The organism is Frigoribacterium sp. 2-23 (genome assembly GCF_049601585.1).
Lineage (GTDB): Bacteria > Actinomycetota > Actinomycetes > Actinomycetales > Microbacteriaceae > Frigoribacterium.
In genome coordinates this window covers 34,765-54,919 of record NZ_CP187126.1, presented here as the reverse complement: position 1 = coordinate 54,919, position 20,155 = coordinate 34,765, and the positions used below count along the sequence as shown (strand labels likewise).

The 20,155-nt window shown below is 68.4% G+C and carries 12 protein-coding genes; 5 read left to right on the top strand and 7 right to left on the bottom strand.

The genetic code is table 11. The features are described 5' to 3' along the window. Positions 1-29: 29 nt before the first annotated feature. The 3 genes from ACPEEZ_RS00240 to ACPEEZ_RS00230 all read right to left on the bottom strand — a co-directional run bounded on the left by ACPEEZ_RS00240 (position 30) and on the right by ACPEEZ_RS00230 (position 3,782). Positions 30-1,424, bottom strand: coding sequence for a protoporphyrinogen/coproporphyrinogen oxidase (locus tag ACPEEZ_RS00240; protein WP_423921170.1), 1,395 nt, complete (start codon positions 1,422-1,424; stop codon positions 30-32). A gap of 16 nt (positions 1,425-1,440) precedes the next feature. Beyond that, positions 1,441-2,517 (bottom strand): uroporphyrinogen decarboxylase, encoded by a 1,077-nt coding sequence (hemE, locus tag ACPEEZ_RS00235; protein WP_423924302.1) that lies wholly within the window; start codon positions 2,515-2,517, stop codon positions 1,441-1,443. A gap of 257 nt (positions 2,518-2,774) precedes the next feature. Then, complete coding sequence (locus ACPEEZ_RS00230) at positions 2,775-3,782, bottom strand: NADP-dependent oxidoreductase (protein WP_423921167.1); 1,008 nt, start codon at positions 3,780-3,782, stop codon at positions 2,775-2,777. A gap of 159 nt (positions 3,783-3,941) precedes the next feature. On the opposite strand from ACPEEZ_RS00230, the gene ACPEEZ_RS00225 reads away from it, so the two are divergent. From ACPEEZ_RS00225 to ACPEEZ_RS00215, 3 genes are all read left to right on the top strand, one after another. Then, positions 3,942-5,267: a glutamyl-tRNA reductase gene (locus tag ACPEEZ_RS00225; protein WP_423921165.1), complete on the top strand. Its 1,326-nt coding sequence runs from the start codon at positions 3,942-3,944 to the stop codon at positions 5,265-5,267. Positions 5,268-5,270: 3 nt separating this feature from the next. Continuing rightward, a complete protein-coding gene (locus tag ACPEEZ_RS00220; RefSeq protein ID WP_423921163.1) occupies positions 5,271-5,714 on the top strand; it encodes an NUDIX hydrolase in 444 nt (147 codons plus the stop codon). A gap of 101 nt (positions 5,715-5,815) precedes the next feature. Further along, positions 5,816-6,469 carry a DUF4232 domain-containing protein gene (locus ACPEEZ_RS00215; RefSeq protein WP_423921160.1) on the top strand — a complete coding sequence of 218 codons (654 nt, stop codon included), beginning with the start codon at positions 5,816-5,818 and terminating at the stop codon, positions 6,467-6,469. Positions 6,470-6,661: 192 nt separating this feature from the next. On the opposite strand, the gene ACPEEZ_RS00210 is transcribed toward ACPEEZ_RS00215, so the two are convergent. From ACPEEZ_RS00210 to ACPEEZ_RS00195, 4 genes are all read right to left on the bottom strand, one after another. After that, positions 6,662-7,429 carry a hypothetical protein gene (locus ACPEEZ_RS00210; RefSeq protein ID WP_423921157.1) on the bottom strand — a complete coding sequence of 256 codons (768 nt, stop codon included), beginning with the start codon at positions 7,427-7,429 and terminating at the stop codon, positions 6,662-6,664. 83 nt (positions 7,430-7,512) lie between these two features. Continuing rightward, positions 7,513-13,872: a PA14 domain-containing protein gene (locus ACPEEZ_RS00205; protein ID WP_423921154.1), complete on the bottom strand. Its 6,360-nt coding sequence runs from the start codon at positions 13,870-13,872 to the stop codon at positions 7,513-7,515. A 639-nt stretch (positions 13,873-14,511) separates the two neighbouring features. Then, entirely contained in the window at positions 14,512-15,423 is a 912-nt protein-coding gene (locus ACPEEZ_RS00200; protein ID WP_423921151.1) for a serine hydrolase, read from the bottom strand. Further along, on the bottom strand, positions 15,417-17,396 hold the full coding sequence (locus tag ACPEEZ_RS00195) for a M13 family metallopeptidase (RefSeq protein WP_423921148.1): 1,980 nt from the start codon (positions 17,394-17,396) through the stop codon (positions 15,417-15,419). Before ACPEEZ_RS00195 ends, ACPEEZ_RS00200 begins: the two co-directional genes overlap by 7 nt. A gap of 118 nt (positions 17,397-17,514) precedes the next feature. Between ACPEEZ_RS00195 and ACPEEZ_RS00190 the strand changes: the two genes are divergently transcribed. Together ACPEEZ_RS00190 and ACPEEZ_RS00185 are read left to right on the top strand one after the other, a co-directional pair. Then, positions 17,515-18,780, top strand: coding sequence for a uracil-xanthine permease family protein (locus ACPEEZ_RS00190; RefSeq protein WP_423921146.1), 1,266 nt, complete (start codon positions 17,515-17,517; stop codon positions 18,778-18,780). Positions 18,781-18,782: 2 nt separating this feature from the next. Beyond that, positions 18,783-20,117 carry an MATE family efflux transporter gene (locus ACPEEZ_RS00185; RefSeq protein WP_423921143.1) on the top strand — a complete coding sequence of 445 codons (1,335 nt, stop codon included), beginning with the start codon at positions 18,783-18,785 and terminating at the stop codon, positions 20,115-20,117. Positions 20,118-20,155 lie beyond the last annotated feature (38 nt).

Below are 20,155 nucleotides of genomic sequence, written 5' to 3'. Positions count from 1 at the left end.
CCGCACGCGTGCGTCCAATGTATCCCGGGTCAGGCGTTCTCTTCCGGGCGTCTTCTCGGGTCGGCGTCGGCGATCACGGCGGCCGCGGTGGCGCGGGCCTGCGCGACGACCGCGGCGAGACCGCGACCCGCGACCGCTCCGCCGACGCGCAGCACGCCGTCCGCGACGAGGGAGGCGGCGGGGTCGGAGGTCTCCCGTGCCTCCTCGCCTCGCAGCGGTGCCGACCAGGTCACCCGGGCGAAGCCGTCGACGGCCGCCTCGGTGAGGTCGATGCCGAGCAGGGCGGAGGCGTCGGCGAGCGCCGCGGACCGCAGCTCGTCGTCCGCGGTCGAGCGGTCGACGGCCGGCGAGTCGTAGCTGAGTCGCACGACGTGGCGACCGTCGGCACGCTCGGCGAGCCACGGCCACTTGACCGTGGCGTGCGTCAGCGCCTTCGCGCGCACGCCGGCCGTGCCGGGTGCGACGAGCACCCCGGTGCCCCGCGGCGCCGCGTCGAGTCGGGGATCGCGCAGGACGAGCGTCGCGAGGGTGATCAGCCCCGGAGCCGAGGAGGCACGCCCCGCGAGATCACGCAGGTCGCGTCCGCCCAGCGCGAGCACCACCCGGTCGGCGTCGAGTCGTTCGCCGGCCACCGTGGCGCCGGTCGCGTCCACCGCATCCGCGCGCGCGCCGAGGCGGAGGTCGGCGCCGTGCGCCTCCAGCTCGGCGACGAGTCGCTCGACCAGGCGGTTCGTGCCGCCGCGGATGCCGCCGACGGCGGACCCGGCCGGGGCGAGCGCGCGCAAGCTCGCGACGGCGGCACCGAGCGAGCCCTCGCGGGCGAACGCGGCGCGGAGCCCGGGGGCCACGCGGTCGATGTCGAGCTCGTCGGGGTGCAGCGAGTGCACGCCGGTGACCACGGGTGCGACGAGACGGTCGAGCACGGTCTGCCCGAGGCGGGCGCGCACGAGCGGGCCGAGCTTCGTCTCGTCCGCGCCGACCGTGACCGTCTGGGCGTCGAGCGCGAGGGCCTCGGCGACGGCCGCGGGGCCGATCGCGTCGGCGACGTCGGGGTCGGCCGCCGAGGCGGGGATGCCGAGCAGTCCGGCCTTGGGCAGCGGGAACGCGCTGCCGTCGACCTGCTGCACCCAGGCTCCGCGGGCATCGGGCACGACGAGGTCGTCGCCGAGGCCGAGGTCGCGGGCGAGCGTCGCGACCACGTCGCCGCGCGTCGCGAAGCTCTCGGCGCCGCCGTCGAGCGCGAGGCCCGCCACCGTGTGGCGCATGACCTCGCCGCCGAGTCGGTCGGACGCCTCGACCACGACGACCCGCCGACCGGCCACGGCCAGGTCACGGGCGACGACGAGCCCGCCCATGCCGCCGCCGATGACGGCGACGTCGTAGCGGGCGGGCCCGGACGAGGAGGCGCGGGTCGGGTCGCTCACGGTCGTTCCCCTCTGCCTACAGCGAGTGGGCGAGCTCGACCAGACGCGTCAGCACGGTCGGGTCGGTCTCGGGCGGCACGCCGTGACCGAGGTTGAGCACGTGCGACGGGGCCGCCTTGCCGCGTTCGACGACGTCGCGGACGTGGGCCTCGAGCACCTCCCACGGAGCCGCCAGCATGGCGGGGTCGATGTTGCCCTGCACGGGCACGCCGCCGCCGAGACGTCGGTTCGCCTCGTCGAGCGGGATGCGCCAGTCGACCCCCACGGCGTCCGCGCCGATGCCGTGCATCGCCGAGAGAACCTCACCGCTGCCGACACCGAAGTGGATGCGCGGCACGGCCAAGTCGTCGACGGCCGAGAGCGCGAGCTTGGAGTACGGAGCGACGCGCTCGGTGTAGTCGGCCAGCGACAGGCTGCCGACCCACGAGTCGAAGAGCTGCGCGGCGCTCGCGCCGGCGAGGACCTGCGCCCGGAGGAAGGCGCCGGTCGTCTCGGCGGCCCAGGTGAGCAGGGCGTGCCAGGTCTCGGGGTCGCTGTGCATGAGCGTGCGGGCACGGATGTGGTCCTTCGAGGGGCCGCCCTCGACGAGGTACGCGGCCAGCGTGAAGGGGGCGCCGGCGAAGCCGATCAGCGGCGTGCTGCCCAACTCGGCCACCGTCATCGCGATGCCCTCGGCGACCGGGGCCAGCGCCTCCGGGTCCAGCGGGCGCAGCGCCGCGACGTCGGCGGCGGTGCGGATCGGGCTCTCGAGCACGGGTCCGCGCCCGGGGACGATGTCGACCGCGACCCCGGCCAGCTTGATCGGCACGACGATGTCGCTGAAGAAGATGCCGGCGTCGACGCCGTGGCGACGCACGGGCTGCAGCGTGATCTCGCTCGACAACTCGGGCGTGAGGCAGGCGTCGAGCATCTTCGTGCCGACGCGCAGCTCGCGGTACTCGGGCAGCGAGCGACCGGCCTGGCGCATGAACCACACCGGCAGCGTCTCGGGGCGGTCTCCGCGCAGGGCGCGGATGAGGGAGGAGTCGGCGGTGAGGCCGGAGGCGAGGGGGTGCGTCGCGGGCAGGGCGGAGGGCTGGTTCACGTGCTGCATTGTCGCACCCGAATGCTGGGGGTCGGCCGCCCCGCCGTCGGGGCCCCGAGGAGGCGCGGTGTCGGGTCGCGCGGTGTCGTGCGGCGCGGCGTCCGGTCGCGCGGTGTCACGTCGCGCGGTGTCACGTCGCGCGGTGTCACGTCGCGCGGTGTCGTGTCGTGTCTGCGACATCGTGTCGCGCACGAACGGCACAGGACCCCGCATCTGCGACACGTCACCGGCGTCGGCGGCCGGCACCGCGCCTCCTCGGGTCGTGGTCATGCGGTCTTGACGACCATCTTGCCGACGTTCTCGCCACGCATCAGACCGGTGAACGCGTCGAAGGCCGCGTCGATGCCCTCGACGACGGTCTCGTCGTAGACGATGTCGCCGGCGGTGAGCCACGGGCCCATCTCGGCCTGGAACGCGGGCGCGAGGTGACGGTAGTTGCCGAGCGTGAAGCCCTTCACCATCAGGCCGCGGGTGACGATGTTGGTCGTGTTGAGGACGCCGACCGGGGCCCCGGTCGAGTTGTAGTTCGCGATCGCACCGCAGAGCGCCGCGCGCCCGCCGTCTCGGAACGCGCCCAGCGCGGCCGACAGGTGGTCGCCTCCCACGTTGTCGAAGTAGAGGTCGATGCCGTCGGGCGCCGCCTCGGCGAGCAAATCGGCGACGTCGCCCTTCTTGTAATTGAACGCGGCGTCGAAGCCGTACTTGGAGGTGAGCAGCTCGACCTTCTCATCGGTCCCGGCGCTGCCGATGACGCGCGAGGCGCCCTTGAGGCGGGCGATCTGGCCGACCATCGTGCCGACGGCTCCGGCGGCGCCCGAGACGAAGACGACGTCGCCCTCGCGGATTCCGGCGATCTCGGTGAGGCCGACGAACGCGGTCATGCCGGTGAGGCCGAGCACACCGAGGTAGGCCGAGAGCGAGACACCCTCGACGGGCGTGATGGCGCGGAACGCCGACGCGGGGCCCTGGGCGATGTCGCGCCAGCCGAGGTCGTGCATCACGACGGAGCCGACGGGCAGGTCGTCGCTGGCCGACTCGGTGACGCGGCCGATGGCGCCGCCGGTCATGGTCTCGCCGAGGGCGAAGGGCGGGACGTACGACTTGACGTCGTTCATGCGTCCGCGCATGTAGGGGTCGACGGAGAGGAACTCGTTCGCCACGCGCACGTCGCCGGCGGCCAGGCCGGGCAGCTCGACCTCGACTCGACGGATGTCGTCGGCGGTGGGCTCGCCCTGCGGACGGGCGGCGAGCTGCCACTGGATGCTGGTGGTCATGGTGTTTCTCCTTCGTGGGTTGCAGAGTGCAACAAGACTTAAGCGCGGAGCGGGTGCGATCATTCCCGAGGCGGCAGGGCGTCTGGCCTGCCGGTGGGGCGTCTCTCGGTGTCGAACGGACTCCCAGCGCGATTTGCACACCGGAGTTACCATGGAGACGTGCTCATTTGCCTCACGGCGTCTCACCAGAACGCCAGCTTCGACCTCCTCGAGAAGTTGAGCATCGGCGCACCCTCGGCCGCGAGCACACTCGTCGACACCAGCGATTTCGTCAGCGGAGCCGTCGTGCTCGCGACCTGCAACCGCTTCGAGGCCTATCTCGACGTCGACGAGCCCCTGACCGCCGCGAGCGCGGTCGCCGTCGAGGCCACTATCGAGACGATGAGCTCGGCCAGCGGCATCGAGCCGTCCGCGCTGCGAGACAGCGTCCGCGTCATCACCGGCGACGAGGTCGTCGAGCACCTGTTCGCCGTGAGCTCGGGCCTCGAGTCCGTCGTCGTCGGCGAGGACGAGATCTCGGGTCAGGTGCGCCGCTCGCTCGAGCGCGCCCGCGAGGTCGGCACGACGTCGTCCGAGCTCGAGCGGCTCTTCCAGAAGGCGTCGCACACGTCGCGGGGCGTCAAGAACCGCACGAACGTCGGAGGCGCGGGTCGATCGCTCGTGCGCCTCGCGCTCGAACTCGCGAGCTCGCGGGTGCTCGATTGGACCGACGCCCGCGTGCTCATCGTCGGCACCGGCCAGTACGCCGCCACCACCGTCACCGCTCTGCGCGACCTCGGCGCGCAGCAACTCGCCGTCTTCTCCGGTTCGGGCCGAGCACCTTGGTTCGGCCTCAAGCACGGCGTCACCCCGTTCGACGACCTCGCGTCGGCCATCGCCTGGAGCGACGTGCTGATCACCTGCACGTCGACCACGCAGCCGGTCGTCACGCCTGAGGTCATGACCGCCGGGGCGGGCACGGCCCCCGGGGCTGTCACGACTCCCGGGGCGAAGCGCCTGGTCATCGACCTCGGTCTGCCGCGCAACGTCGACCCGCTCGTGGTCGGTGTCGACGGCGTCGAGTTGCTCGACCTCGAGACCATCAGCCTGCACGCTCCCCTGCCGCAGCTCAGCGCCGCCGACGATGCCCGCGCGCTCGTGTCGAGCGCCGCGGCCGAGTACCACGCGGTCGCCGCCGAGCAGTCGCTCACCCCGGCCGTGGTCGCACTGCGCAAGCACGTCTTCGGCCTGCTCGACGCCGAGATCGAGCGCGCCCGGTCGCGCGGCGACTCGTCGGCCGAGACGGAACGAGCACTCCGCCACCTCGCGAGCGTCCTGCTGCACACGCCGTCGGTGCGAGCACGCGAGCTCGCCCGGGAGGGGCGCGGTGAGGACTTCCACGACGGGCTCGAGGCGCTCTTCGGGCTGTCGGAGACCCGCGCCTCCTCGGCTGCCCGTCACCTGCGACCGGTCGCCGACGATGAGCCGCGCGCGTCGGCCGGCTGACGCGTGGCGTCGCCCGGCGGCGGGTCGGTGGGGGCTGCTGCCGCACCGATCGTGGTGAGTGCCGTCGCGTTGATCCGTGACCGGCGCCTTCTGATGGTGACGTCGCGGGGGCGCGACGTGCTGTACCTGCCCGGCGGCAAGGTCGAGCCCGGTGAGTCCGCGGTCGCGGCGGCGATCCGGGAGGCGCGGGAGGAGATCTCGGTCGACCTCGCGCCCGAGAGCATGGCCGAGGCGTTCACCGTGACGACGCAGGCGCACGGCGAGGCCGAGGGGCGGCAGGTCGTCATGACGTTGTTCACGGGAACGCTGGCGGACGGGAGTGCGGAGCCGACGGCGGCGGCCGAGGTGGACAGCGTGCACTGGGTGACGACGGCCGATGCCGGGCGATGCCCGCCGGCCGGGGTCGCGACGTTGGAGGGGTTCGCGGCGCGGGGGCTGATCGACTGAGGCAGGGGTGCGGTCGCCTCTTCGCGGTGCGCGGCCGCGGCTCCGTTGACGTCTGGACGTTCTCTGGGCGCAGGTCCCGTCCCGGTGGCACGGTGGCTCGTATGAGAGCTCGCAGCGCATCCCTCGTCGTGGCGGGAGCCGCGGCAGTCCTCCTGTCCGTGGCCGGCTGTAGTGGCGGGGGCGGCACAGCCGAGCCGACCGCGACGGTGACGTCGACGCAGACCTCGACCGTGACGGCGACGCCGATGGGGCCGGTCACGCCGACGCCGAACTCCGGGGACGGGTCGGGTGGCGGTGCCAGTGGCAGCGGCGGCGGCTCGGCCGCGGCTGGTGGTGCCTGCGATGCGGGTGCGTTGACAGGGTCGACGGCCGAGGGTGGCGGCGGAGCGGCCGGCAGTGTCGAGTTCGAGCTGGTGCTCACGAACACCGGGTCGAGCGAGTGCACGCTGCAGGGCTGGCCGGGGGTGTCGTTCGTCGGTGACGGTAACGGCACGCAGCTCGGGGCGCCGGCGGAGCAGGACTTCTCGTCGCCGCATCCGACGGTGACCCTGGCAGCGAAGGGCACGGCGATCGTGCCGATCAAGGTGACGCAGGCGGCGAACTACCCCGCGGCGGACTGCCAGCCCGCGCAGGCCGACGGGTTCCGCGTCTACCCGCCCGGGTCGAAGGCGTCGCTGTTCATCGCCGACCCGCTGATGGCGTGCGCGAAGGCCGACGTGTCGATCATGACGGTGCAGGCGGTCCAGGCGGGCTGACGCCGCCGGCCGCCGCCGCCTGCGGAGGTAACACTATAGCTACGCTCCAGAATGAGGTATAGGTATCGAATGCACACAATGCTGCCAGCTACAGCTGGCCAATACCTCTGATGCCTAATGTCTCAAAGCCCTGACTTTTATTTGATCTGCTGCCTGCTGTGCAAGCGGACGACTGTCTAATTGGCTTGAGGACTACCTGTCACGGAGCCTCTGCACGTCTTCGGCGTACTGACCTTGGCCCGCTTTCACCGCGTCTTTGTAGTATTTTTCTGCAATGGCCATATCTCCAAGATTCTCATAGGCCGCAGCCAAGGGCCCGAGAACTAGCTCGTGACCCTGCAATAGCTCGCCTCGCCCCACTTCTACAGCCTCTGAATAACGTCCCGCTTCAACCATGTAAGAGACTAGATCCGACATCGCGACGGTGGAACCAGCTTTAGCAGCACGCATCAACATGCTCTTGATGTCAGATATATCTAGTCCTTGATCTGTTAGTTCTACCAAGTCCACGAGGGCTCTTTCTTCCCCGGCATCCAGAGCCTTATTCAATGCTTCGATGGCCGCCTCGACACCCTGCACCTGAAGAAGAGCATCAGCGAGCTGCCAATTCAGCTTTGCATCGAGTCCCGCTGCAGTTTGCAAGTAAATTAGTGCCCTTTCGCTTTCATTTTCGGCGTTCAAAAGCGTTCCGAGATCGATTAGCGCGTTTATGTCTGCAGGATCTGCAGCAATGGCTTGTAAATAACGCTCTTCTGCCAGATGAGGCAAGTTGAGCTCCTCGTAAACGAGGCCCATAGGCACATTCATGTCCTCACCAAGGAAGTCAGCTTGTTTGTAGGCTTCCAAAGATTCGCCATAGAGACCCAATTTGAAGCACAGGTATCCAAAATATGACATTAGTTCCCCGCTGCCACGGAAGGCATCGCGCAAAGGGCGCAAATAGTTGTAGGCCTCTACCACTCCGAGAGTTTCCTCGATCTCCGATGCCCTGTCACCGAGAGCTTCCGCAGCCGCGCTATCCGCGTCAGGCTCTCTGGGTGGTTCTATTTGCGCGGCTTCCATCCAGGGTGCCCCCGTTTCTTGTCGGTGTTCTTTTGATCTTTACGAGCGGCACCTTTCTGGTGCTTCCCCTTGGTACTAGGCCGGGCCCCGCTGGTGTGTTCGGCAGCGAACAACTGAATGCCTCGAACTACCTTGGCAGCTAGTCTCACCGCTGCGAATACTGCACTAACTCCGAGGGCTATCGCCATCGTTTGTGCGCGACTGTTGCGATCCCAGAAGGCGACCCACGCTCTCTGGCTTGTTAGCAGGTAGCTGCTCCAAATCGCACCGATAACCGGATTGCCGAAGCTGACGCCTGGTCGCGGCGTCGTCCCTGATTCTCCCGAAAGATCCTTGCCGTTCGTAGTATCGGGTGGGTACACGTAGTCGTTGTCCACCCCGCCCTCGACCGGGTCGACCTCCAAGAACCGTCCGAGCGCCGCGACGTACTGCCGCGCCCCCATCTCGATCGTGGACAGCGTGCTCAGGTGCTCGCTCAGTTTTTGGTGCTGTCCCAGCCACCCGTAGTCCGCGTCGCCCGGCTTGTTGTCGGGGCCCGCTTGGTTGGCCGGCACCGTGCCGAACGCACCCGTGACCGGGTCCATGACCTGACCGAAGGGGTCGTAGACCGTGAGACCCGCGGAGCGTGCTCCCGTGTGATCGGCCGTCACGACGATGTCACCGTGGATGTTCGGGTACGACCACGTCTGACCCGTCATCGTCAGCGACACCAACACTGAGCCGGGCAGCGACACTACGGCCGTCGTGGGGACTCCCTGGTCGTCGAGCTCGAGATCGGGGCTGTCGCCACCCCCGCTGAACGAGTACGTCGTCGACGTGGTCACACCCGCGCTCGTGGTTTGCGTCCGCTTCACGATGCGGTCGGTCGAGTCACGCTTGTACGAGACCTTGCTTCCGTCATCGAGTACGGTCGTCAGGTGCCGGTCCGAGCTGTCGTACGTCATGACCTGGTCGGCCAGCCGTGTGGTGTTCCCGTGCGCGTCATAGGTGATCCGCGATGTCGGGATCGTCTGCGCCGTCGGTGTCGCACCCGCGGGAGGCGCGGTGACGGTGGTCGACAACAGACGGTCCGAGGTGTCGTAGCACGAGGTCGTGACCGACGCCGCGCCTCCATCCTGGCTGTCGCTCGACGACGTACGGTTGCCGTTGCGGCCCGCCGCAGCGGCACCGCAGGAGGCGTTGGCGAACGAATACGTCAGCTGGTGACGAGGCACCGTCGCGGTGACCAGACGCCCCGCGGCGTCGTAACCGTACGACGACACGTTCGACGTCGAGCCCGACGTGGTCGTGTTGGTCAGGATGCGACCCGACTGGGAGCGGACCACCTGGTCAGCCACCGCCTCCTGCCCGTTGGGGAAGGACCACGACAGCCCGGTCAAGGCGCCGGCAGCGTTCTTCTGGATCGCCTGCAGCGCGGAGCCGTTACCGAGGTTGCCTTCACCGGCCGGGTACGTCACGGACGCGAGCTCGCCTCGGTCGTAGACGGGGATGGCGAGCGCCGCTCCGTCGTAGGAGACCTTGGTGATCTGGCTGTCGATGTTGTACTCGAACGACTGCGTGTGAGGCGTGCCCTTCTGGGCCTTCGTCGTGATGGCCGTCACCTTGCCGGTGCGGTCGTAGGAGGTGGTGGTCACGGTGTTCCACACGTCCGTGTACGACACCGACTGACCGAGCAGATCGATCTGGGTCGTGATCGTGCTGCCGTTGGGCGAGCCTGCGACGGCACCATCCGCGGTGGATGACACGAGGGGGTCACCCCCGACGGCGTAGTTGCTCGTCACGGCGCGTGCCGGCGAGTCACCGAAGGCAGGCGTGGTCGACGTGACAGCGCGACCTCGAGTGTCATAGCTGACACACGACCAGTCGGCGTCGCCCGTCCGCTTGGTGCCGGCCACACGACCGAGGATGTCGGTCACCATCGTCGTGACGATCCCAGCACCCGAGGTGACCGTCTTCGTCCCGCCGTACTGCGGGGTCCCCGCAGGGACACCGCACACCGCGGATGCGGTCGTCTCGGCATCGCCGTAGTACGTGGACTTCGTCGCCCCGGCGGCGGCCTGAGCCGGCAGGGTGCGCGTCAGGCGTCGGAGGTATCCGGACCCGACGGTCTCGTAGCTGGTCGTCGTCTTAAGGGCGAGACCTGCGGGGTCGACGATGCCAGCCGTCGGCTGCCCGAGCCAGGGGTTGGCGTACTCGGTCGACGTGGTCTGGGCGGGCACCTGTGCACTCGACACGCCTGCCACACCGGCCGGAGCCGCGTCGTCGACGGTGGTCGACGTTGCCAGGCCGTAGTCCGGCGACAGCGAGGTCCCGGGGACAGCGACGCTCTCGGCGTTGGCCGGCATACCCGGTGTCCGCCAGATCAGCGCGAGAGCGGCACTCGAGACGTAGTCGAGGTACTGCAGTCGGATCTTGGACTGCTGGTTCGGGACGGTGGTCGTGATGGTGAACCGCGGGGTGTCGTGCCAGGCGCCTGGAGTCGGGTCGGCTGCGGTGGGGATGTCATCGATCCACAGCTGACTCGAATCGTCGGCGCGGGTGTAGATCTCGTACGTTCCCACGGTCGGGAAGGTGATCAGGCCTGTAAAGCGAACCGACCAGTTGTCTGCCGGGATGCCGTCGATCGGCGCACCCGTGCCCCAGTCCTTGTTGATCACGCCCTCGCTCGTTCCATTGCCGAGCGTGTAGGCCTTCGGGGTGCCGGCGAACCGCTCGTTGTCGTACCAGACCGCGTTGAGACCCTTCAGGCCCTGGTCGTAGCTCGTCGACGAGTGAGCCGGCAGAGTTGCGCACGAGGCCAGCGGCTTTCGGTCGCTGCCGAAGCAGGATGCGGGTGCCGGACCGTAGCTGTCGGTGGGACGATCCTGAGCGTTGTAGATGGTCGTCGACATGCGACCCTGGGCGTCCGTGGACGACAGCTGCATGTCCTTGTTGTTCCACACCTGGCTGTTCGTCAGACCAGAGGGACTGGTCGAGGTGAGCTGACGCCAGGCGTCGTCGTAGGTGACCGTCATCGCATGCGCGCCAGCAGGCAGGGCGAGACCGGCGACGTCGACACTCGCGGTGCCGGCCCCCGTCTTCGGGCCGTACGTGTAGGTCTTCTGCGGACGCTTGTTCTCGGTGACGCCGTCGGGGGCCGGCAGCGTCACACTCGTTGCGCGATTCTCCGAGTCATAGGTGATCTGGGTCTTCACTGCCGGAGCGTCGACACGCCCCGCTGTGGGCATGGCCAACCAGTCGTTGGCGAGCGAGTCACGCAGGGTGGTCAGCTTGCCGTCGTCGTAACCGAAGTCGGTGATCTCCGTCCCCGGGTCGACGATGCGGGCCAGGTTGCCCTTGGCGTCATAGAAAAGATCGGTCGCCGTGCCGTCCGGGTAGTTGATCTTGCACAGCATTCCCGACGGCGCGGTCGCGAGGCCCGAGGTCGGAGCCGCACAAGATGCGCCCGAGGCGGCCCCGTAGGCGAATGTCACCTGGCGCTTGTAAGTCTTGGACGCACTGTCGTAGGACAGCGGGTCGGAGAGGGACTGGATCATGCCTGTCCCACCGATGTACGTGGCAATCGGCGTCGCCCGCTTGAGCGCGTCCCCCGCGCCCGTGACCGTCTCGACCCGGCCGGAAGCCCCGAACACCGTGATGGTGCCGTCATCCCCGGTGAAGGTGACCTTGCCGGACGCATCGAGCGACATGATGCCGTACTCGCCCTCGGGGGCCTTGTAACCCGTCGTCGCGCCGGCGCCGGCGGTCTTCGTGTAGGTGTGGGCCGTGCCGGTCGTGTCGGTCAAGATCACGGCGGTGTCCGAGACCTGAACGCTCGACCAGTCACCCGCATCGCCGTTCAGAGCGGTCGAGGCCGACCAGCCAGCAGGCAGGGTTTCGACCTGGCGTGAGAACCAGTTCGGCGGGACCACGTATTCCTTGCCAGTGGTGTCTCGGACCCAGAGCTCGATACCGGCCGTTACCGCACCTTCGTAGTAGTCCATCGAGAACGTGGCGGCATTGGCATTCAGGTCGATGCTCGAACCCCACAGCACGGCGCTCCGGGATTCGGCGGTCCAACCGTTGTAGAGCTCCTGGCCGTTGATGGCGACCTTGGCGCCGTCATCCCGGCTGACCCCGAACGTGTATTTGCCTGCCGTCGGAGCCTTGATGAATCCAGTCCACCGAGCGAGGAAGAAATCGTTGGGGACGGAGGGCCCGGGCGATCCGTAACCCCAGTCGAACGACACGGCCGGGTCGGTCCTCACCAGGACAGGCGACTTGCCGGTGAAGTCGAAGGAAGGGCTGGCGCCCGCGGCGGGCGTGACGTCGTAATACGAGCCGGTCAGACCGCCGGCCTTCGGCTTGAGGCTGTTGTAGCTGAAGGCCATGCCCATGCTGCCGCCCACCGTCGAGACGGTCGGTGAGCTGAAGCGCATACCGACGTTCCCGTTGGCTAGGTTCACACTGACGGGACCCGCGGTGTCGACCGGCGCCGGCCCCGATTCGCCGATGCGCTGATTCACGACGAGCGAGTTCCGCCAGGACGGCTGGGGCTTGTCATAACCGTCGTTCGTCCGGATCGACCAGGTATACCGGCCGCCGTCTTGCAGCGTGTTCTCGGGCACCGTCCACGTAGGTGTGCTGAGCCACCCCGACGAGATGACCGCTCCGGTCACACCATCCGTGCCGGTCGCGATCGTGAATTGGTACTGCACGGGATCACCGTCGGCGTCGGTCGACGCACCCGAGGTCAGCGTCGGTGTCAACCCGGTGATGTGCGTGCCATCAGCGGGCGAGGCGGTCGCCCGATCGGGCGTAGGGGCCGGTGTGTTCGTCTTGAACGACCAGTTACCCGCGCTTCGCTGTGTCGAGGTGCCGAAGTAGCCGTTGTAGCCGTCGCGGACGAAGGCGTTCCAGTAGTAGGTCGTGCCGGGCTTCAGTACGCCAGCGGGTACCTGGACCTGTTGCCCGCCCCACGTGGAGTCCCAGGCGATGTTGACGTCGGGGTTGGGGTTCTCGCTTACGTGGTACGCGTAGTCGAGCCCCGTCCCCTCGGGGTCGGTTCCCTGGTTCTTGAGCGTGGGAGTCAACGAGGCACGGCTGCCGTTGGCAGGGGACGGCGCCACCGGGCTGCCGGCGGTCGGGAAGTCCTTGTACGTGATCTGCAGTTGCGAATACACCGACTTGTAGGAGTACCGCCCGGCCCCCTCGTAGCCGCGCAGCATGAGGTAGTTCCCGCGGGAGCCCGCGTTGACCCACGAAGAGATCTGCTGCGTCAGACGGTCATCGTCGACGTACCCTTCTCCGGCCCCGAGGTTCCAACTACCGAGATGGGCACCCGAACCGTTGTAGCTGAAGGCAGTCGCATGGTGCATCGTGTTGAGGTACGTGTCGGTCGTACCCTCGCCGGTCTTCTTCGTATAGAGGTACGCGTCGAGAACCTGCTTGCCGAAGAGCTGCTCGTAGTTGTAGTGCTGGATGGTGCGCCAGTACTTGTCACCCGAGTCTCGCGCGTTACCGATGCGACCGATTCCGTCGGCCCTGTACACACCGTCGCTTCGGTAGGCGCGAACGTCTTCCATGCCCGCACCGGCCACGGCCGGGTCGATGTGCACGGGATACACCCGGTCGGCATCCGTGAGCCATTCGCGATCCGGCGTCAGCGTGATCGACCAACCAGCGCTGGTCTTCTTGAGTTTGAGCGGAACCATGGCCTCAGCGGCCGTCTTTTCGTTGTCGACGCCGGATTCGTCATACATCACCGGTGCAGGCACGCCGAACACGGTCTGTCCCTGATCGTCAGCGAAGATGACGGCGCCGTCATCGTTGACGGTGGCGTCGAGACCGGGAGCGGTCACGTTCCACGTCCACGAGTCTTTCTTCGTGGACGGAACCTTCGACAGAACGAGCTCTTCCTTCACGGCCCCGTCCGTCACTTCGTACGTGAGGTCCGTGTCGGGGAAGACGTTGGGGTACCGCACCAGGTTTGCGGGCTTGCTCGACCACGGGAAAATCCGGCGGACGACCTTAGAGTCGGCTGCACCGACGAGCTCCATCCCCAGCGTGTGTCCGTCGCGTGTGACGCTGAAGACCTGGCCATCGGCCGCCGAATCAGCAAAGACGGGGGCTAGAGGATGTGCTTCGGGCTCGATGTCGCCATCCGAGCGCTTGACCAGCTTGGTGTCGACGGGGACGAACGAGCCGTCGGGCTGCTCGACGTTCACCGGGTCTGAGCTGATGACCGCCGTCTTCGTACCGTCCTCGTTGCGGTAGACGTCCTGGAACTCAGACTGATCGACCAGGCTCGACGTGTCGGGGTCGAATGAATTGTCGACCTTCGGGGAGTTCTTTTTTGACACCCGAGGCGTCGAGGCAGTCCCTGCCGGCGCCTCCTCGAACTCGTCTCCCGTTGCCGGAGTGAGGTCACCGTCCGGCACTGTCGGCACCGCGGGGTCGACGGCATCCGACGAGGTCGCTGGAACTCGCCCGTAATCCGGCGCCGGCTCGACGGCCACCGCCGGAACGGCGACCAGCAATTCGGCAACGAGAGCAAACGCTGCGACAGAACCAACGACGGCGCCGCGGCGACCCCAACCAGAAAACATCTACATCCCCGTACTCTGCCGAGCCGCCGTGGCTCGCCCGAACCTGAGAATAGGGCCAGAATCTCGACAGAATCAGCTTGGAATACCCCCCATTCGGGACATGGCTAACCGAACGATCTGGTACGGGTTACATTTCTTGAGCGCTACTCAATCATCTGGGCCGACGGCTCAATCGCCCGAGGGACGATCGGGGTACACAGACCATTACGTCCCAAAAATGAGTGTTCCCGTGTCGAGCGAGTTCGATCATGCATCCGTCAGATAGGGCAGCAGCTAGCCCGCCTCTCGTACACCGCTCGACCGAGACACCCTGAAGTCGCCGAGACACCCACGAATTCGTGGGTGTCTCGGCGACTTCGGGGTGTCTCGACGCGATGGAGCGGCGCCCGGCGCTCAGTGCACGTATTCGAGCAGGTCGGCGCCGACCGCGTGCAACCCCTCGAGCACCCGGAGGCGGTGGGCGAGGGTCAGATCGTCGTACGACACGATCACGGCGTAGGCGACCGCATGGCGCGGGCCGCGCAGCACCCCTGCTTCGGCGCGGACGCCCGCGTCGGCACCGGTCACGTTGACGAGTTGCAGATCGTGGTCGGCGCGCCGATGCGCGTGCGGGTCCAGCCCGAACGGGGCGGCGACGAGGGTCAGATCCGAGCCGAGCGACAACCAACCGATGACGCGATCGCTGACCGCGCGGCTGACGACCCCGCCCGTAGTCAAGAGCGTCATGAGACCGGCGAACTCGTACGCGGAGCCGACCGCGAGGTTCGGCGCGTCGTCGGGTCCGCGCTGCGGCCGCGCGAGGTCGAGCAGCGCCGTCTTGCTCAGACCGAGCGACTCGCCCCGCGCACGGACCGCATCGAGGCCCACCCGTGCCACGAGCGCATTGACGGCCGAGGCATCGCGCACGGCACCGACGAGCGTCGCCGCGTCGACGACCGCCAGCTCGCGCCTCTGCAGGTAGGGCCAGAGGCCGCCCGGCCCGGCGGGTGACAGGTCTCCGCCGTCTCCCTCTCTCGGCACGGTCTCGAGAGGCGGAAGAGCCCCGGACTCGATCTGCGCCGCGACCTCGATCAGCAACAGCAGGGTGCCCAGCTGGGCGACGGGCAACGACACGGACTCGTCCACGGCGAGCAGCTCCGACCCCGTGTCGAGGTCGAAGACGGCGGCCGAGACGACGATGCCGTCGACCGCGAGCCCGCCGAGGGATTCGAACGACGTGACGAAGGACTCCCGCGCCGAGGCATCGGAGTGACGCGACCGACCTCGCTGGCGCCGGTCGCGCCTCCCCGCCCCGTCGTCTACCAAATCGTGACGCGCTCGCCCTCGGGCAGCCAGAGGGCGTCGGTGTCGGTCACCCCGAACGTCGCGTAGAACTCGTCGATGTTGCGGACGATCTGGTTGCACCGGAACTCGTTCGGCGAGTGCGGGTCGATCGACAGCAGGCGGATCGCCTCCTCGTCGCGCAGCTTCATCTGCCAGGCCTGGGCCCAGCTCAAGAAGAACCGCTCGGCCCCGGTCAACCCGTCGATCACCGGAGGCTCGGCGCCGTCCAACGAGATGAGGTACGCCTTGTAGGCGATCGAGAGCCCACCGAGGTCGCCGATGTTCTCGCCGATCGTGAGGGCGCCGTTCACGTGGTGCTCGGGCACCTGCTGCGGTGCGAGGGCGTCGTACTGGGCGATCAGCGACGCGGTGCGCGTCTCGAATGCCTCGCGGTCGGCGCTCGTCCACCAATCGGTGAGACGCCCGTCGCCGTCGTACTTCGAGCCCTGGTCGTCGAAGCCGTGACCGATCTCGTGTCCGATCACGGCACCGATGGCGCCGTAGTTGGCGGCCGCGTCGCGCCCCGCGTCGAAGAACGGGAACTGCAGGATCGCGGCCGGGAACACGATCTCGTTGAACCCCGGGTTGTAGTACGCGTTGATCGTCTGCGGCGTCATGAACCACTCGTCGCGGTCGAGCGGCTTGCCGATCTTGCCGAGCTCGCGGTCGAAGCCGAAGACGGCCGTGGCCCGCACGTTGCCGATCAGGTCGGTCGCGTCGACCTCGAGCGCACCGTAGTCGCGCCATTCAACCGGGAATCCGATCTTCGGCGTGAACTTCTCGAGCTTCTCGAGGGCACGCCCGCGGGTCTCGTCGGTCATCCAGTCGAGCGTCGAGATGCTCTGGCGATAGGCCTCGACGAGGTTGCCGACGAGCTCGTCCATCGCCGTCTTCGCCTCGGGGGCGAAGTGCCGCTCGACGTAGATACGCCCGACCGCCTCGCCCATCGCACCCTCGACCAACGAGACCCCGCGCTTCCAGCGGGCACGCTGCACCGGCGTACCTGTCAGCGTGCGGCCGTAGAAGTCGAAGTTGGCCTCGACGAACGGCGTCGAGAGATAGGCCGAGAACGAGCGGACGATCTGCCAGCGCAACCAGTCGCGCCAGTCGTCGAGCCGCTCGTCGGTGATGAGTGACGCGAGGCCGGTGACGAAGGACGGCTCGCGCACCACGATCTCGTCGAAGACACCGGCCGGTGCGCCGACCGCGTCGCGCCAGATCGACAGGTCGACGCCGTCGGCGAGCGCCGCCGCGTCGTTCCAGCCGAGCAGGTTGTACGTCTTGTCGCTGTCGCGGGTCGTGACGTTGTCCCAGTGCTTCGAGGCGATGGCCGTCTCGAGCTCCATCACGCGGGCGGCACGCTCGCCCGCGTCGTCGAGGCCGGCGAGCCTGAGCATCTTCTCGATGAACGCGACGTACGCCGTGCGCACGGACGCGAACTTCTCGTCGCGGTAGTACGACTCGTCGGGCAGGCCGAGGCCGCCCTGCTCGACGAACACGATGTAGCGCTCGGGGTTGCCCGGGTCGTTGTCGACGAACAGCTGGAGGAACCCGGAGGCACCCTCGCGCTCGAAGCGCCCGACCAGCGTCAGCAGGGCGGCCGGGTCGGTCACGCCCTCGACGGTGTCGAGCAGCGGCTGGATGGGCGTGGCACCGAGCGTCTCGATGCGCTCTTCGTCGAGAAAGCTCGTGAACAGGTCGCCCACCTTGCGGGCCTCGGTGCCCGGCTCTGCGGTCTGCGACTCGTGGATGATGTCGCGCACGGCCTTCTCGGCCTCTTCGGCCAAGAGGTAGAAGGAGCCGTACCGCGCCTTGTCCTCGGGGATCTCGGTGCGGGCGATCCAGCGGCCGTTGACGTGCCTGAAGAGATCGTCTTGAGGCCGGATTGAGGGGTCGAGATCGTCGGTGGAGATTCCGGAGGTCAGAGCCTCGGAGGGCTGCGCATCGCTCGTCATGATCGTCAGCCTAGGTCAGGGCACCGACGCGCGGCCGGGCCTCGCGAGCCCTGTGGAGAGTGCGCCGTCTTTCCACAGGCAACACAGAGGAAACACCGGCCCCGATAAAGTCGTCGCCATGGCACTCCCCTGGAAACTGCACGGCGACGGGCGTTCGGTCGACTCCGCCGAGATCGTCCTGCCCGAAGAGCGACTGAGCTGGCCGCGCACCATCGGCTTCGGTGGTCAGCACGTCGTCGCGATGTTCGGTGCAACCTTCCTCGTGCCGATCCTCACCGGGTTCCCGCCGAGCACGACCCTGCTCTTCTCGGGTATCGGCACCCTGCTGTTCCTCCTCATCACCCGCAACAAGCTGCCCAGCTACCTCGGGTCGTCGTTCGCGTTCATCGCCCCGATCGTCGCCGCAACGAAGGTCGGCGGCATCCCGCTGGCGCTCAGCGGCATCATCGTCGTCGGCGCCCTGCTCGCCCTCATCGGGTTGCTCGTCAACGTCGTCGGGACGCGCTGGATCGACATCCTGCTGCCCCCGGTCGTCAGCGGTGCCATCGTGGCCCTGATCGGGTTCAACCTCGCCAGTGCCGCCAAGACGAACTTCGAGGCGTCGCCGATCATCGCCGCGATCACACTGCTCGCGGTGATCCTCAGCGCCGTGCTCTTCCGCGGCCTGCTCGGCCGCCTGTCGATCTTCGTCGGTGTCATCGTCGGCTACGTGGCCGCGGTCATCGGCGGCGAGGTCGACTTCTCGGCCGTCGGCGACGCCGCCTGGGTCGGCCTGCCGACGTTCACGCTGCCCCAGTTCGACCTCACCCAGCTGCCCGTCTACCTCGGGTTCCTGCCCGTGGTGCTGGCCCTGATCGCCGAGAACGTCGGCCACGTCAAGGGCGTGGGCCAGCTCACGAAGCGCAACCTCGACGGCGTGACCGGTCGCGCCCTCTTCGCCGACGGGCTCAGCACGGTGCTCGCCGGTATCGGCGGCGGCTCGGCCACGACCACGTACGGCGAGAACATCGGCGTGATGGCCGCGACCCGCGTCTTCTCGACGGCGGCGTACTGGGTGGCCGGCATGGCCGCGATCCTGCTCGGTCTCTCGCCCAAGATCGGCGCCGTCATCTACACGATCCCCCCGGGGGTGCTGGGCGGTGTGACGACCGCGCTCTACGGCCTGATCGGCATCATCGGCGTGCGCATCTGGGTCGAGAACAAGGTCGACTTCAGCAAGTCGAAGAACCAGCTGACCGCCGGTGTGGCGCTCATCATGGGCATCGCGAACTTCACGCTCGTGCTCGGCGGCGCCAGCTTCGGCGGCATCATCCTGGGCACGGTCGCCGCGATCGTCGTCTACCACCTGATGAACGCCATCGGTCGCGTTCGAGGCACCGACTGACGGTGCGGCTGCGCAGCCCCCACGACCGCGAGATCGTCCGGCTCGCGCTCCCGGCCCTCGGCGCCCTCGTCGCCGAGCCGCTCTTCCTGCTGACCGACACCGCGCTCGTCGGGCACCTGGGCTCGGTCCCCCTCGCGGGGCTCGGGGTCGCGAGCGTCATCCTGCAGACGGCCCTCGGCCTGCTGATCTTCCTGGCCTACGCCACGACCCCGACGGTCGCCCGACGTCTGGGCGCCGGTGACCGCACCGGGGCCATCCGAGCCGGCGTCGACGGCATCTGGTTCGCCCTCTTCGTCGGCGTCGCCCTGGCTCTGGTCGGCATCCCGACCGTGCGCCCCCTGGCCGCGGCCTTCGGCACGGAGCTCGCCGTCACCGAGGCCGCCTCCACCTATCTGCTCGTCTCGCTGATCGGTCTGCCCGGCATGCTGATCGTCATCGCGGCGACGGGTCTGCTGCGGGGGCTGCAGGACACCCGCACCCCGCTGGTCGTCGCCGTCCTCGGCTTCGCCGTCAACGCGGGCCTGAACGCGCTCTTCATCTACGGCTTCGGGTGGGGCGTGGCCGGTTCCGCCGCCGGGACGGTGGTCGCGCAATGGGGCATGGCCGCGGTGTACGTGACCATCGCGATCCGGGCCGCGCGCGCCTCCGGGGCGTCGCTCCGACCGGGGCTGGACGGCGTCGGCCGGACGGCTCGCTCGGGAGCCTGGCTGCTCGTCCGCAACGCGTCCCTGCGGTTCGCGATGATCGCGACCGTCTCGGCCGCCGCCTCCTCGGGGGTGACGGGTCTGGCGACGCTGCAGGTCGCCCTCACCGTCTTCTCGACGCTGGCGTTCACGCTGGACGCCCTGGCGATCGCGGGGCAGGCGCTCGTCGGGCACTCCCTCGGGTCGGGCGAGGTCGAACGGGTGCGCGAGGTGACGCGGCGCCTCATGGTGTTCGGGGTCGGCGGCGGTGTCCTGCTCGGTGTCGTCGTCGCGGCCCTGGCACCCGTGCTCGCGCCGGTGTTCAGCAGCGACGCCGGAGTGCAGCAGGCCCTGCCGCCGGTGCTGCTCGCGATGGCGATCGGCGTCCCGCTCGCCGGCTTCGTGTTCGTTCTCGACGGCGTGCTGCTGGGCGCCGGCGACGTGCGTTATCTCGCGATCGCGGGCGTGGTCAACCTGGTCGTCTACCTGGTGGTGCTCCTCCTGGTGGAGGGGCGGGTCGACCAGGGCACCGACGCGACCGTCGCGCTGTGGCTGGCCTTCGGTCTCGGATTCATCGGCATCCGCGCGATCACCCTCGGTGTCCGCGCCGTCGGCACGCGCTGGATGCGCGTCGACGCCCCCGCCGCGCCGTAGAACCTCGTTCTGATCACCGCACCTCGTTGCACCGTGGT